Raw genomic sequence first — 15,138 nt, forward strand, 5'->3', positions numbered from 1 at the left:
TGCTCGCGGTCAGCCTTCGACCCGTTTCTTGAGTTCTTTCAACGCCGTATCGGTGATGACCTTCTCGGCCTTGCGTTTGAACATGCCGATCATCGGGATGTTCAGGTCCACGGTGAGTTCGTACACCACCTGGGTGCCGCCCTCGGGCAGGGTGATCAGCTCGTAGCTGCCGTCCTGCGCCTTCTGCAGATCACCGCTGACCAGGGTCCAGCTGACGGCTTTACCGTCGGGACGCCAGTTGTAGGACAGCGTGTAGGTGTCCTTCACGACGCCCGCGTCCAGTACGAAACGCGCGGTGCGCGCGCGGCCGTCCGGGAATTTGTCGAGCACCTCGACCGAGCGGGCCGCGGCGACCCATTCCGGATACGACTCCAGGTCCGCGATGACGGCCAGCACCCGATCAGTGGGGGCGTCGATCACGATCGACCGTTGAGTGCGATCGGCCATGGGTGGCAACGCTTCCTTTCGGAGGGGGCGGAACTACGAGTGGTCTACTGCGCGGCCGCGGGGGCGACCCCGGCCTTGCGACCGGCCTCGAGCCGGGCCTTGACCTCGAAGGACATCTTCTTTCCGGCAACCCGATGGGTGCGATTGAGCGCCAGCAGATCCCGCGGCGACAAACCTTCGAGGCGCTGCGGTTCCGCGTGCATGAAGTAGTGCAGGATCACCCCGTCCAGCATGGGTTCCAGCCACACCTCCATGGTGCCGGTGGCCGCCCCGCTGATGGTCCAGCGAATCCCCTTGTCGGCCCGGTCTTCCCGCACCTGCAACTGCAGATCCGGCCACCACTGCCGCCACCGGCCGCGATCGGCCAGCATCTCGCCGACGACGGTGCCGGGCGCGGCGATGAAGGTCTGGTCGGCAACCTGGATACTGCTCACGCGGTGAGCCTAACCCAGAGTCCGCCCACGCTCGATTCGCCTCCGCCTGTCATCGCTCGGCCGAGGTCAGTTCAAGGTGATGCCCGGAGTCGAGCGCACCGGCGGGTCGAGTAGATCGCGTAGGCGTTCGCCCATGCGGTCCCAGCGCCACTGCTGTTGGACCCAGGCGCGCCCGGCTTCGCCCATGCGGGCGGCGGCGTCGCGATCGGAGAGGACGTCGACGATGGCCTTGGTGATGGCGGCGGTGGAGCGGCCGTTGACGACGTAGCCGGTTTCACCTTCGCGGACCGTTTCGGGAGCGCCGCCCGAGTTGCCCGCCACCACGGGGACGCCGGAGGCGGAGGCTTCGAGGAAAACTATGCCGAGGCCCTCGACGTCGAGGCCGAAGCCGCGGGTGCGGCAGGGCATGGCGAAGACGTCGGCGAGGGTGTGATGGGCTGCCAGTTCGGCGGCGGGGACGCGGCCGGTGAAGACGACATCGTCTGCCACACCGAGGGTTTCGGCGAGGGTGTGCAGTTTCTGTTCGTAGGGGCCGCCGCCCGCGATGACCAGGACCGCACCGTCGATCTGCTTGCGAATGTCCTGCATGGCGACGATCAACGCGTCCTGGCCCTTGCGCGGGACCAGCCGGGACAGGCACAGGATGGTGGGACGATCGCCCAGGCCGTAGCGCTCGCGCAATTCGGCGCGGGCGGCCGGATCGGGTTTGAAGACCTCGGAGTCCACGGCGGGCGGCAGATATTCGAGGGCGGCCTGCGCGCCGAAGGCGGCGGAGAAGCGGCGGCGCGTGTATTTGCTGACGTAGGTGATGACATCGGTGTTGTCGCCAATGGCGCGCAGGGCCTGGCGCGCGCCGGGCAGCATGGACCAGCCGACCTCGTGCCCGTGCGTGGAGGCCAGAATGCGTTCGGCTCCCGCGCGGCGCAGCAGCGGCGACATCAGGGCCAGTGGCGCGGCCGCACCGAACCAGACCCGATCGCACTGTTCATCGCGCAGCAGTTTCGCCGCGCGGCGCGCCACCAGCGGTGTGGGCAGCATCAGCGTGGTGGGATGCCGGACCACTTCGAAGGGCTGCTCCGCGTCGAACTTCCAGTGGCTGTCGCCCTTCCAGCGGGGCGCGTAGACCACGAGTTCATCGGGCGGTAGCTGCATGGCCAGCGCGTGCACGTAGGACTGGATACCTCCCGGTCGTGGCGGGAAATCATTGGTAACCAGCAGCGTTCGCCCCATGCGATCAACCTACTGCACCGGCGGCCGCGACTCGCCCCGGCCTGAAACCTCGCACCCCCGCAGAGTGGCGTGTCGCGTCAGGCGCCGGGGGTGGTGCGGGCGGTGATCCAGGAATGCCAGCGCGCCAGCAGGTCCGGATACCCGATGGCCAGGGTGTTCCGCACGATCGCCGCCACGGCCGCGTTGTCCTTGGGGCCGGTCGCCACTTGCCGGTAGAGCGAGACCAATTGGGCCTCGCCGAATTGATCGGCGATGAAAGCACAGGCGGACCAGGCCTGTTCGTAGACCGCGGCCGCCTCACCGCTGGCGGGTTCGAAGGCCGCGTCGGCAGGCAGATCGGCGGGGAGAGTGCCCGCCCGGGCACGCGTGGTGAGGGTGGGCGCGACCTCTTCGATGGGCTGGCGCATACCGCGATGCGCGACATATTCGGCGAAGCCCTCGAGCATCCACTGCGGTGAACGGTCGACGGTCACCGCACGCGTCGCGACATGGGTGAGCTCATGACGCAGCACCGAGCGCAGTCCGTCCGGGCCGAGCCGGCGTCCGGCTTCGGATCCGAAGACGACCCGCTGACCCGTCGGTTGCGCACCCGGATGAAAGGGATCGGCGACCGTGGCAGCGGCGACTTCGGCGGGTACCGCACCGGTCTCATTGGTGAGCGCCGCGAATTCGGCTGGGCTGGAAGCGACCACCACCACCGGAGCCTGCGACCAGTCCGAACCCCAGACCGCGCTGACCGCCGTGGTGGCCGCGCTCAACTCCGCGGCGAGCACGTCCATATCGCCGCTGCGGGCCGGATGTCCAAGCACCACACCGACTTTGCCCGCCCCGGTGCCCACCGGTTCGGAGATCACCTTGCCGTAGGAGTCCATCAGCCGGTGCAGCGCCGATACCTGCGGATCGGTGGCGACCAGCGCATCGCCGCCGGGCACAACCGCGCGAATCTTGGGCAGTACCGAATTGGGCAGCATGAGCAGGGCGCCGCAGGCGGCGGTCAACCCGGTCACCATGACCAGGGTCAGGCAGAACTGGAACCGTCGTTTCGCCGACAACCAGCCGCGTACCTGCCGCAGTGCGCTCATTGCCACCTCGTGGTGTTGGTCAGAATCGTCGCGCCGAGTGGAAAGGTGTCGATCCCATCGGTGCCACCTGGACGGGCACTCCGAATGTGGAGGCGTGCAACATCAAACCATTACCCGCGTAGATGCCGACATGCGAGATATCGGAATAGAAGAAGACGACATCGCCGGGCCGCAGATCCTTCTCATCGACGGGTGTGCCGTAGGAAGCCTGCTGCTGACTGGTGCGCGGAACATTCTTGCCGACCTGATGGAACGCCCACTGCACCAGACCGGAGCAGTCGAATTGTTCCGGGCCGACCGCGCCCCAGACATACGGCGCGCCGATGCGGGTGAGCCCGGCGGCCAATGCGCTGGTGCCGCTGCCCGGAACCAGTCCGCGCAGTAGCGAATCCCGGTCGAAGCCGGGCGGGAACATCGAACCGGCAAGGGCGGAGCGATCACTCGCGGAGAGCTGACCCCATGCCGCGATGACCCCGGCCATGGAGCCCTGTAGTGAGGAGCGCTTGTTCTCCAGATCGACGCGCACGGCGTCGGCCTGGGCGCTGGCCGCACGCGCCGCGTCGGCGGCGGTGCGGGCAACGGCCTCGGCCGCGGACGCGGTGGCGCTGACCTTCTGATATTGGCTCAGTTGATCATTGGTGCGCGCACCGACGAAATCCACGATGGACATCTGATCGAGCAGTTGCTGCGGTGAGGAGCTCACCAGCAGCGAGGTGAGCCGGTTGGTACGGGAACCGAGCAGGGCCGAACTGGCCGCGCGATCGATCACCGGCTGATATCTGCGAATCTCGGAGCGCGCCGCATCCAATGCGGTGGCGGCGTCCGCGGCCTTGGAATCGGCGTCCTTGGCGGCGGCGACCTTGATGTCGAGATCGGACTGGGCGTTCAGGGCCTGCTGGTTGAGCTGTTCGGATTGCCGTGACAGATCGATCAGGCGCTGCACCGCTTCCCCGGCCGATGCCGGTGCGGCGACCGGATCGGCCATCGCGGGTCCGATGCCATTGGCTCCGACCAGGAGTACCCCTGCCGTGAGGGCTCCACCTACGAGTTTCTTCGTGCGATGTTGCGCTACCACCGTGGTGCCGTGTCCCGTTCTCTTACCCCGAGCTGGAAAAGAAGGTCTCGAATAGATTACGAAACGGCGACCGCTTGTGTCCAGCAGGACACGAAATCATTACGGTCGCCGTTCGCTCGCAGGTCATCCGACCTGCGGATCTTCGATTCAGATTCGTCGCGCGCCGGCGAACGGCATGGACGAGATCGGGGCGACCTTGACCGGCTGACCGGAGGTCGAGGCATGCACGACATTGCCGTCGCCCACGTAGATGCCGGAGTGGCTGCCGCCGTAGAACGACACCACATCGCCGGGCTCGAGCGAGTCCTCGGAGATGGCGTAGCCGGCGTTGAGCTGGTCATAGCTGGTGCGCGGCAGGCTGATTCCGGCCTGCGCGTACGACCACTGCACCAGACCGGAGCAGTCGAAGGCGTTCGGGCCCGCGGCGCCGTACACGTACGGATCGCCCAGTCGGCTCATGGCGGCGTCCACGACCTGCTGGCGCGGGCTCACCTGGGGAGCCGGGGCCGGGGCGGCCGGGATCTCGACGCCCGGGATGGCGGGCAACTGCACCGGAAGTGATTCCGGGACACCGGGAATGCCGGCGGGGAGCTGGATCTGATCCGGGACGTCGAAGGTTCCGACGCCGGGGATGGTCACCGGCTGCGCCGAGGCAGGAGTGGCGGGCAGCAGCAGCGCGCTCAGCGTGGCAGCGCCGACGGCACCGGCCGAGAGGGCCCGCTTGACGGTCTTGGTCGCCATGGTGAGGTACTTCCAATCTGCCCCGCGACGCCGCACCGGTTTGGTGGGTCGGACTCCGCGAGGTCTCAGGAAGATTACGAGCCGATAACGGTGGTTTGTAAAGCTGCGCCCAACGGACGATGGCTCGAAATAGTTACAAGCCGACATTTCGGTGCGACAAAAGTCACAGCAATCACGAAACGATAACAGCGACCAATTCAGCGGGAGCTTCCGCTGAGCTACCAGTCAGTAGGGAAGGGGTCGCGACGACCCCTCCTTGCAGGACCGATTCCGAATAACAGCAGGTCGGAGATGCCTTGCCCGACCAGGCTCTGACCGGCGGACTTGCAAACCGTGCTGAGGCGATCCTCACCGCGCCAGCACGCGCCGGACACTGACCCGGACAGTGCGTCACACTCGCTCGGATTGATCCACATTATGAATCAATGTGACCCTGACCACATTTCTGCATATTTGCTCAAATCGGGGATTTCACCCCGCAAATCTCGATTGCGAATTCCGACATTTCCCCTGGTCGATGAAATCGGGCCGTTACCGGGGGTAACGGCTTCGAACCTGTCGGACCCCCGGCCTACGCTTGCGGGTCGTGTCCGAACAGCTGGCCTTCGATGAGCTCGAAACACCGCTCTATGACACAACGTTCGTGGTCGTGGACCTGGAGACCACCGGAACCAGTCCGGACGGCGACGCCATCACCGAGATCGGCGCGGTGAAGGTGCGCGGCGGTGAGGTGCTCGGTGAGTTCGCGACCCTGATCAACCCCGGGTACGCGATTCCACCGCAGATCGTGCAGATCACCGGGATCACCACCGCGATGGTCATCGACGCGCCGCGCATCGAACAGGTGCTGCCCGGTTTTCTGGAGTTCGCGGCCGGGGCGGTACTGGTCGCGCACAACGCCCCTTTCGACACCGGCTTCCTGCGCGCCGCCGCTGCGCGCTGCGAACTGTCCTGGCCCGCTTTCCAAGTGCTGTGCACGGTGCGGCTGGCGCGGCGGGTACTCGGGCGCGATGAGGCTCCCTCGGTGAAGCTGTCCTTCATCGCGGAACTGCTCGGCGCGCAGACCCGTCCCACGCACCGCGCGCTCGATGACGCGCGCGCCACCGTGGACGTGCTGCACGCGCTCATCGCCCGGGTGGGCAATCAGGGCGTGCACAGCCTCACCGAGCTGCTGGACTATCTGCCGGAGGTGACGCGCCGCCAGCGCGCGAAACGGACTCTCGCGGCGGATCTTCCGGCCACCCCCGGGGTCTATCTCTTCCGGGGTCCGTCGGATGAAGTCCTATATATAGGAACCGCGGTGAATCTTCGCCGCCGTGTCCGCAACTATTTCACCGGTTCGGACACCCGTCCGCGCATGCGCGAGATGGTGCAGCTGGCGACGCGAGTCGATCATGTCGAGTGTGCGCACGGGCTCGAGGCGGGTGTGCGCGAACTCCGGCTGTTGCTCGCGCACACTCCGCCGTACAACCGGCGCTCCAAGTTTCCGCAGCGCGCGTGGTGGCTCAATCTCACCGACGAATCGTTCCCCCGTTTCGCGGTGTCCCGCACCCCCGTCCGAGACTCCCTCGGCCCCTTCACCTCCCGTGCCGATGCCATGGAGGTGGCGACCACGATCGCCGAGAATTCCGCCCTGCGCACCTGCACCACCCGCATCCCCCGCGACGGCGCGCACGATTGCCCGCCCGCCGTGGTCGGCGGTTGCCCGGCGAGCGCCCAAAACAGACCCCTATATATAGAGGAGTACGCGCACGCCCCGGAAGCGGTCCGCGCCCTCTTCTCCGGCGACAGCGACGCCATCCTGATCGCGATCCAGGAAAAGATCGAATTCCTTTCAACTGCAGAACATTTCGAGGCCGCAGCCCGTCTACGTGACCGCACGGTCACTGTTATCCAAGCCCTGCGCCGCACCCAGCGCCTCGCCGCCCTCACCCGCATCCCCGAACTGATAGCCGCCCACCCCGACGGAGCCGGTGGCTGGCAGTTCGCGATCATCCGCCACGGCCGCCTCGCCTCGGCGGGCAATGCGCCCCGCGGCATCTCCCCCATGCTCACCGTCGACCGGCTCGCGGCCGCCGCCGAAACCGTCATCCCACCCCGCCTCAACTCCCCCGCCGACCCACCCGTCCACCCCCCACTACACGGCGCGCTACCGGAGGAAGTCGGACTCCTGGTCCGCTGGCTCGAACAACCCGGCACCCGAATAGTCCGAACCACCGACGGCTACGCCGAACCCCGCCTCGGCGCGGGCCTTTGGCTGCAATGGCTCGAGCGCGCGGAGAACGCGCGCAAACTCGACGACGCGCAGCCGTCATAGCGAACCGACATCAGCCGCCAGATAAGCGACCATCCCATCAATCCCCGCATCGCCACGAACATAGGTGGCTTCGGCGTCATGGAACTTCTGCAGCACGGTAAGCGAGTCGAGGGTCATCCCTCGATCCTCGCCGCGCCCGAAGCACGGTTCCGGCGGTAATCCGCCGCGGCGCTCGTCAGGATTCGACCGTGGGCGTGAAGGCTTCCAGGAGGGTGGATTTGATGGGGTCTCGGGTGGTGCAGACGAGGGCGAAGGTTGCTTCGCGCATGAGTTGTTCGGCGGGGGTGTGGGTGAGGGTGGAGCGGCTGCCTGTGGTTACCACGGCGGCTGCGGCTGCGGTGAGGGCGGCTTGGGATATTTCGGCTCGGAGAACGTGAGTTTGGTCGGGGTTGCCGAGGGCGGTGGCGTATCTGGTTCGGAGAGAGGCGAGTTGGGCCGCGTAGGGGGTGGCGTCGATCGGTTGAGTTGTCAGGTAGCGGTTGATGCGGATGAGGATGCCGAGGGAGAGGGCACCGTTGATCCAGTCGCTGAGGGGGTTGGGGGCGGATTCGTCGACCGGTTTGATGGAGATCAGGGTGGAGTCGGGGACGAAGGAGTCGGTGAAGCGGAGGGCGACGGTGGCGCTGGCGTCGGCGGCGGTCAGGGGGAGGCGAGTGGCGGTGAGGGCGGCGGTGTCGTGGATCGGGATGAGCAGGGTGGCAACGGATTCGGTGCCGCTGGCGCGGACGCGGACGGCGGTGGCGACGGCGTCGATGTAGTCCCAGCCGGTGACGAAGGGAGCGGAGCCGGTGAGGCGGAAGCCGTTCTCGACGGGTTCGGCGAACAGGGTGGGGTTGGCGCGGGCCGCCGCCCAGGAGACGCCGCAGCGGTAGGTGCCCGCGAGCATGCGGGGCAGGAAGCGGTCGCGCAGGGCGGCGTCCGGGCTGAAGGCGACGGCGCGCAGGGCTCCCAGGTGCTGTGCCCAGACGAAACCCGTTGCGAGACAACCGCTGATGATCGTCGCCGCGGTATCGATGAGGATGTCCGGTGACATGCCCTCGGAGAGCGGGAATCCGTAGAACCCGCGTTCGGCGAGGGCGTCGAAATGCGCGGCGGGGATCTTGCCGGTGCGATCGACGTCCGCGGCGTGATCGTCGAGCACTTCACGCACGAGTGTTTCGGCCGCGCGTACCCAGTCCACACTCATTCGGTTCCCTCCCAGATCCCGATCGAGGCCCACCGTGGAATTCGACATGGCGACCTCGGGCACAGGGAGATTACCAGTGCCGATATGAGCGATTTCGGGTGATTCGGCTCGCGCGGAGCTACTGCGGCGGGTTCCCATGCTTGCGGATCGGCAGTCCGACTTGCTTGCGCCGCAGCATCGCCAGTCCGCGTATGACGGCGATTCTGGTGTCCGCGGGATCGATGACATCGTCGACGAGTCCGCGTTCGGCGGCGTAGTACGGGTGCATGAGTTCGGTGCGGTATTCCTTGACGCGCTGCTGCCGCAGGGCTTCCGGATCGTCGGCGGCGGCGATCTCGCGGCGGAAGATCACATTGGCGGTGGCCTCGGCACCCATCACGGCAATCTCATTGGTCGGCCACGCCAATGCCAGATCGGAGCCGATGGATCGGGAATCCATGACGATGTACGCCCCGCCGTATGCCTTGCGCATCACCACCGAAATCCGCGGCACCGTCGCATTGCAGTACGCGTACAGCAGTTTCGCGCCGTGCCGGATGATGCCATGGTGTTCCTGATCGACCCCGGGCAGGAATCCGGGCACATCGAGCAGGGTGACGATCGGGATATTGAACGCGTCGCACATCTGCACGAAGCGCGCGGCCTTCTCCGAGGCGGCGATATCGAGCACGCCCGCCAGCACGATCGGCTGGTTCGCGACGATCCCCACGAGCTGCCCGTCCAGGTGCGCGAAGATGCACAGGATATTGGCGGCCCAGTTCTCGTGCACCTCGAAGAAGTCCCCGTCGTCGACGATCTCCTCGACCACGGTGCGCATATCGTAGGGCCGGTTGCCGTCGGCGGGCACGATGTCGTAGACGCGTTCGCAACGCCGATCCGGCTGGTCCGGGGTGTCGGCGACGGGTGCCGGATCGCGATTGTTGGCGGGCAGGATGGCCAGCAGGTATCGCACATCGTGCAGGCATCCGGCTTCGTCGTCGTAGGCGAAATGCGCGACCCCGGAGGTGTCGGCGTGCACATCCGCCCCGCCGAGCCCGTTCATGGTGACCTGTTCCCCGGTGACGGCGGCGATCACATCCGGTCCGGTGATGAACATCTGCGAGGTCTCGCGCACCATGAAGATGAAATCGGTGAGCGCGGGACTGTAGGCCGCGCCGCCCGCGCACGGCCCCAGGATCACGCTGATCTGCGGGATCACCCCGGAGGCCGCGACATTGCGCTGGAAGATCCCGCCGAATCCGGCGAGCGCGGTGACGCCCTCCTGAATGCGTGCTCCCGCACCGTCATTCAGTCCGACCAGGGGCGCGCCGGCGGCCAGCGCCAAATCCATGATCTTGTGGATCTTCTGCGCGTGCGCCTCGCCGACCGCCCCGCCCATGATCCGGAAGTCCTGCGCGTAGACGAAGACGGTGCGGCCGAAGACGGTGCCCCAGCCGGTGACCACGCCATCGGTATGGGGTTTGCGGTTCTCCAGTCCGAACCCCGTGGCGCGATGTTTGCGCAATGCGTCGACCTCGTGAAATGACCCCTCGTCCAACAGGATCGAGATGCGCTCGCGGGCGGTGAGCTTACCTTTGGCGTGCTGGGCCGCGGTGGCGGCCGTATCCGGCCAATCCAGCACGCGGCGTTTGATATCGGCCAGTTCCGCTGTGGCTCTGCGCATTCGATACCCCTTTTATCTGGTGGATGCCTGAAAGCGATCGATGCGATCGAAGGCCGGTACGAAAACCGGTGCGCCCGCTACCAATTCGGCGGTCTGGATGCCGGAGCTGACCACGGTGAGCACCCCGCCGCCGGGCTGGGTCCAATGCCCGGAGAAGAAGAGCCCGTCGACGGGCCCGCGATGCGGCATCCGATCGGTGGAGCTCTGGTCCGGGGTGTGCGCCCAGCCGTAGATCGCGCCCTGCTGATTGAGCGTGTAGCGCTCCATGGTTCGCGGTGTCCCGGCTTCGGCGAAGTCGATATGCCCGCCGATCCCGGGTATCACCTGCTCCAGTTTCTCCAGCATGAGCTGCTCATAGCGCGGCTTGTGCGCCCGCCACGAGTCCACCGCGTCGTAGGCGATGAGCGTGGACAGCGTCACCAGGTGTTTGGCCCGCCCGCGCAGCAGCGATGAATCACTCAGTGTGGGAACGGTTACCGCGAGCGCGGGCACCTCACCGGCATTCATGCGGTCGTAGACGACGTCGTGATCCCAGTGGTCGTACAGGAAGGTCTCGTGCGCGACGTCCATCTCCTCGAGCGGCAGATCGGTGGCCAGGAACACCACCGCAGCCGAGAGCGACGGTCGCATATCCCGCAGTCGCTTCGTATATTCCTGTCCCACAACAGCTTCGCCGATCAGCTCATCGCAGGTCTGGAGCGGATCGGCATTGGAGATGACGGTCTGCGCGCGAATGCGCTGCCCATTGTCGAGGACGACCCCGGTGACGCGTTCGTTCTCGACGGTGATGCGCCGCACCGACGTCTTCAGCAGCGTCTCACCACCGGCGGTGGTCAGGCTCGCGGCGATGGCGTCGACCAGATTCTGGAAGCTGCCGACGCAGTAGTAGACGCCCAGATCCACATAGTTCATCAGCATCGGAGCCCAGGTGTCGAAGGCCGCAGAACTGGGCGGCACACCGAGATACGGCCACAGCGTGCCCAGCAGCGCCTTCAATTTCGGATCGCGCAAATGCTGATCGAAGACCTCTCCGACGGTCCGATGCTGGTATTCGTGCAGCAGCGGCAGTCCGGCCGCGAGCAGATCCTCGGACGGCAGATCCGGTGGCGTCCGCATCACCTCACGGGCCAGCTGTGTGGAAAGCCGTTGCAGGCGGCGCAGTCCCAGCTTCTCCTGCGGAAAGAGCCGGGTGTGGACGTCGAGAAACTCGGGCCCGGTGGGGATGTCGACGCTGGTGCCGGGAAACATGGCCCGGTACAGCGAATCCAGCTGCCGGAATTCACACCGATCGGCGACCCCGAGGTAGTCCAGCAGCAGCGGCAGCATGCTCGGAAATCCACTCTCGCCGTGTTCGGCACCGGCGATCAGATGCACCGCCGAATCGAAGATCTGCCGTTTATGCGTGAACGAGTGCGCGTAACCGCCGAGCCGGTTGTGCCGTTCCACCACCAGCACGCTGCGCCCGGTCCGCGCGAGCAGCGCCGCGGCGGTCAGGCCGCCCAGCCCGCTGCCGATGACCACGACGTCATAGCTGTCCCGGGCGGCATCCACCAGAATCGTCATCGCGGGCTCTTCTCTGCCGTCCAGGTCAACGCCATTCCGGCGTAAATCCAACGGCTGGTTTCGATTCCGAGCAGCAGCACCTTGTCACCCGGGCGAATGCGCCCGTGCTGCCAGGCGTCGTCGAGTGCGATGGGCACCGCCGCCGAGCCGGTCGCGCCCACATCGGAGAGGTTCTCCATGATCTTGGATTGCACGGTCTTCCACTGTTCGGCGGACATGCCCGCGGATTCGAGTTCGGCGGTGAAGTAGGGCGCGTTGCCTTCGGGCAGTACGCATCCGGTGATCTCGTCGATGGTCAGATCGCTCGCCCGCAGCAGTGCGTCGAGGGCTTCCACGAAGACCGTCGGCCCGAATTTCTCGGACTGCACGACGTCGAGGTTCAATCGCACCATCTGCCGTGCGGCCAGCTGTTCGGCGATCGGCGCATGGGTGCCGCCGCCGATGATGTGCATACCTGGCTGGCGATCACCGCCGATGCAGGCATTCACGCTGCCGTGCAATCGATCCGGGCCGTCGCCGGATGTCAGCACGACCGCGCCCGCGCCATCGCCGAAGTTGTAGAACGAGATTCGATCCCGCAACCGCACGGCCTCGGGATCACCGCTGCGCAAATACGGGAACAGCAGCGGTGAGATGATCTCGCTGCCGATCACCACCGCATTGGCATACCGCCCGGATTCCAGCATGCGCCAGGCGATATCGAGCGCCTGCACCGCTCCCGCGCAGCCCGAGCGCACCTCGACCACCGCGCAGCGGGTCAGCCCGAGTCGCGCCTGCACGAACGTGACCTGCGCGGGCAGATGGTATTCCGGGCTGGAGGTCGACATGACCAGCAGTTCGACATCCCCGGGTTCGATCCCGGCGCGTTCGAGCGCCTGCAGTGCCGCGGCCTCCGCCATCTCCCCATTGCTGACCAGGTGGCGGCCGGAGGTCGGATCGATGGCCCAGTGCCTGCGCTGCACCTGCAAACCCTCGAGCACCTCGGGCGGCAGGGTTCCGCACAGCCCCGCCATATCGTCGTTCGTGAGCGGTATACCGGGCAGATACGCGCCCGTGCCGGCGATCGTCACCACGATGTACTCCTGTCGTCGGCGGTGCGCACCGGGGTCAGCACCACGCTGATATGGGTGCCGCCCGGCGAGGAACTGTTGATCAGCACCGGCTTGTCGAGCGGCTGTTCGGCCGCGAGCGCGATGGCCAGGTGCGCGCCCGCGCCGACCGGTTCGCCCAGCCACCGCTTGGGCGTTTCGACGAACGGTTCGGTGCTGTCGAAAACCCGTCCGATGGCGGCGAATTCGGCGGTGTCGAAGGCTTCGATCCCGGCCGCGTTGGATTGGATGCGCGTGACCTGTGCAGCGGTCAGCCCGGCATGCGTGAGCGCGGCCCGCATGGCGCGTTCGAAACCGCTGCCGTCCGTATCGAATTCGCCGATGCCGCGACCGTCGGAGGCCATACCGAATCCGGCGAATTCCGCGCGCGGCACCGCACCGCGCGCCAGTGCCTTCGAAAGCGGTTCCAGCACAATGCCGTATCCGCCCTCGGTGGGAATGTATTCGGGTGACCGCGCGAACGCGGGCAGGCGTCCGTACGCGGTTTGCGCCGCGGCGCAGAAGGTATCGACGGCGGGCACCACGATGGCGTCGGCGGTTCCTCGGCGCAGCAGATCGCGCGCGACACACAGCGCGGCCGCACCCGCGGCGTGCGCGGCGGTGAGCGTGGAGGTCACCCCGGTGAGCCCGAGTTTCATGGCGACCTGTCCGGCGGCGGCGTTGTAGACGGTGTTCGGGAACACCGCCGGATTGGCGCTCTCCGGCCCGGAGTCGACCAGCGGCACCACGAATTCCTCGATGCTGGCGAGCGGTCCGAGCCCGGTGCCCAGCACCACGCCGATGCGCGGTGCGGGTCGCTCCGCCCCGGCCAGTCCGGCATCGGCGAGCGCCATGGCGGAGGCCATGATGGCGTACCTGCCGAGCCGGTCGACGCGACGCCGTTCACGCGGCGGCAGCTCCCATTCGGGGTTGCCGAGCAGTGCCGCGAACCGGTCGGGTCTGCGGTCGGCGGCGGAGTAGTCGCGGTACGCGGTGTGCAGTCCTTCGATGGTGTTCCAGTCCGGTCCGAGCGCGGCCAGTCCGGTGATGACGATCGGTTCATCGGCCGGTGCCGGAATATCGATCCGGCCGGGCAGTCCGAACAGGATGCTGGCATTGGCCCCGGCGAACGCGAAATTGTTGGATAGCGCGGCCGCGGTGTCCAGGGGCCGCGAGCCGCCGGGCACCACATCGATGGCGCAGTGCGGATCGGCTTCCAGGAATCCGGCCGTGGGCGGCGCGGTTTGCTCCCGCAGCGCCTGTACGGTCACGATGCTCTCGACCGCGCCCGCCGCGCCGAGCAGATGCCCGATCATCGATTTGGTGCTGCTCAACAGGGTTTTCGCGGTGTCATCGCCGAAAGCCGTTCGGACCGCGGCGACTTCGGCCGGATCGTTTTTGGGCGTTCCGGTGCCGTGTCCGTTCACATAGCCGACGTGTTCGGGCCGCACACCGCCCGAGGCGAGTGCCGCGACGATGGCGCGGGCAGCCCCCGCGCCTTCGGGATGCGGTGCGGTGGCGTGATATCCGTCCGCCGACAGCCCGTAGCCGAGCACCTCGGCGAGTACCGGCGCATCGTGCGCCGCCGCGATCTCCGCCCGGGTGAGCACCAGCATGCCGCTGCCCTCGCCGAGCGAAAGCCCGTCGCGCCCTTTCGAATACGGCGCGGCCGGATTCGGCGACAGCGATTCCAGGCTGTTGAATCCCGCGAATGTCACCCCCGAGAGCGAATCGCTGCCGCCCACCAGCAGCGCGTCGGCGTGCCCGTCGCGCAGCAGTTCCACCGCGTGCGCGATGGCGTGCGCACCGGAGGCGCAGGCGGTGTTCACCGACAGCACCGGCCCGCCGAATCCGAAGGCCGCGCCGATCACCTCGGCGATGGTCTGCGGTGACACCAGCAACAGCTGTTCGAACGGTGCGGGCTGCCCGCTCGCCTCGGCGCGCAATGCCTGTTCCCCACTGACCAATCCACCGTTGCAGGTCGCGAACACCACGCCCCAGCGCTGCGGCGGTACGAGCTTCGCGAGTCCGCTGGCGGTCAGCGCCTCCTCGGCGGCGACCAGCGCGAAATCCAGCGACGGCTCCCGCACCGCATCGGAAATCCCGGCGTACGAGGGCTTTACCTCCTCGGGCACCTCCCCCGCGAGCTTGGTCCGGTATCCGGCCATGGGCAGTCCGGCCACCGGGCGAATGGCGACCGCACCGGCCCGCGCACCCTCCCACAGCGGTTGCAGGCCGATGCCGAAGGCGGTGACGGCCCCCATTCCGCTCACGACTATGCGGTCGATGGTTTTCGACATGAGTTCCTCCGG

General features: G+C 67.1%; 13 protein-coding genes. 1 reads left to right on the forward strand and 12 read right to left on the reverse strand.

All coding sequences use genetic code 11. The features are described from left to right. Positions 1-9 precede the first annotated feature (9 nt). The 6 genes from AB0L82_RS30540 to AB0L82_RS30565 all read right to left on the reverse strand — a co-directional run bounded on the left by AB0L82_RS30540 (position 10) and on the right by AB0L82_RS30565 (position 5,009). Positions 10-447, reverse strand: a complete 438-nt coding sequence (locus AB0L82_RS30540; protein ID WP_364643761.1) for an SRPBCC family protein — start codon at positions 445-447, stop codon at positions 10-12. Between the two features lie 44 nt (positions 448-491). Then, positions 492-881: a polyketide cyclase / dehydrase and lipid transport gene (locus AB0L82_RS30545; RefSeq protein WP_364643764.1), complete on the reverse strand. Its 390-nt coding sequence runs from the start codon at positions 879-881 to the stop codon at positions 492-494. A gap of 66 nt (positions 882-947) precedes the next feature. Then, positions 948-2,111 carry a glycosyltransferase family 4 protein gene (locus AB0L82_RS30550; RefSeq protein WP_364643767.1) on the reverse strand — a complete coding sequence of 388 codons (1,164 nt, stop codon included), beginning with the start codon at positions 2,109-2,111 and terminating at the stop codon, positions 948-950. Positions 2,112-2,188: 77 nt separating this feature from the next. Next, positions 2,189-3,193: a hypothetical protein gene (locus tag AB0L82_RS30555; RefSeq protein WP_364643770.1), complete on the reverse strand. Its 1,005-nt coding sequence runs from the start codon at positions 3,191-3,193 to the stop codon at positions 2,189-2,191. Between the two features lie 19 nt (positions 3,194-3,212). Further along, entirely contained in the window at positions 3,213-4,178 is a 966-nt protein-coding gene (locus tag AB0L82_RS30560) for an NlpC/P60 family protein (RefSeq protein ID WP_364643773.1), read from the reverse strand. A gap of 237 nt (positions 4,179-4,415) precedes the next feature. Continuing rightward, entirely contained in the window at positions 4,416-5,009 is a 594-nt protein-coding gene (locus tag AB0L82_RS30565) for a C40 family peptidase (protein ID WP_364643776.1), read from the reverse strand. A gap of 586 nt (positions 5,010-5,595) precedes the next feature. Between AB0L82_RS30565 and AB0L82_RS30570 the strand changes: the two genes are divergently transcribed. Continuing rightward, complete coding sequence (locus tag AB0L82_RS30570) at positions 5,596-7,326, forward strand: DEDD exonuclease domain-containing protein (protein ID WP_364643779.1); 1,731 nt, start codon at positions 5,596-5,598, stop codon at positions 7,324-7,326. Here AB0L82_RS30570 and AB0L82_RS30575 read toward each other — a convergent pair. The 6 genes from AB0L82_RS30575 to AB0L82_RS30600 all read right to left on the reverse strand — a co-directional run bounded on the left by AB0L82_RS30575 (position 7,321) and on the right by AB0L82_RS30600 (position 15,126). Continuing rightward, complete coding sequence (locus AB0L82_RS30575) at positions 7,321-7,443, reverse strand: hypothetical protein (protein ID WP_364643782.1); 123 nt, start codon at positions 7,441-7,443, stop codon at positions 7,321-7,323. The genes AB0L82_RS30570 and AB0L82_RS30575 overlap by 6 nt on opposite strands. A 58-nt stretch (positions 7,444-7,501) precedes the next feature. Beyond that, complete coding sequence (locus tag AB0L82_RS30580; protein ID WP_364643785.1) at positions 7,502-8,512, reverse strand: acyl-CoA dehydrogenase family protein; 1,011 nt, start codon at positions 8,510-8,512, stop codon at positions 7,502-7,504. Between the two features lie 118 nt (positions 8,513-8,630). Next, positions 8,631-10,175, reverse strand: coding sequence for an acyl-CoA carboxylase subunit beta (locus AB0L82_RS30585; RefSeq protein ID WP_364643788.1), 1,545 nt, complete (start codon positions 10,173-10,175; stop codon positions 8,631-8,633). Between the two features lie 12 nt (positions 10,176-10,187). After that, positions 10,188-11,738 carry an NAD(P)/FAD-dependent oxidoreductase gene (locus AB0L82_RS30590; protein ID WP_364643791.1) on the reverse strand — a complete coding sequence of 517 codons (1,551 nt, stop codon included), beginning with the start codon at positions 11,736-11,738 and terminating at the stop codon, positions 10,188-10,190. Continuing rightward, positions 11,735-12,811: a 3-oxoacyl-ACP synthase III family protein gene (locus AB0L82_RS30595; RefSeq protein ID WP_364643794.1), complete on the reverse strand. Its 1,077-nt coding sequence runs from the start codon at positions 12,809-12,811 to the stop codon at positions 11,735-11,737. Before AB0L82_RS30595 ends, AB0L82_RS30590 begins: the two co-directional genes overlap by 4 nt. Continuing rightward, entirely contained in the window at positions 12,805-15,126 is a 2,322-nt protein-coding gene (locus tag AB0L82_RS30600) for a beta-ketoacyl-[acyl-carrier-protein] synthase family protein (RefSeq protein ID WP_364643797.1), read from the reverse strand. Before AB0L82_RS30600 ends, AB0L82_RS30595 begins: the two co-directional genes overlap by 7 nt. Positions 15,127-15,138 lie beyond the last annotated feature (12 nt).

The organism is Nocardia sp. NPDC052001 (assembly GCF_040680615.1).
Classification (GTDB): Bacteria; Actinomycetota; Actinomycetes; order Mycobacteriales; family Mycobacteriaceae; genus Nocardia.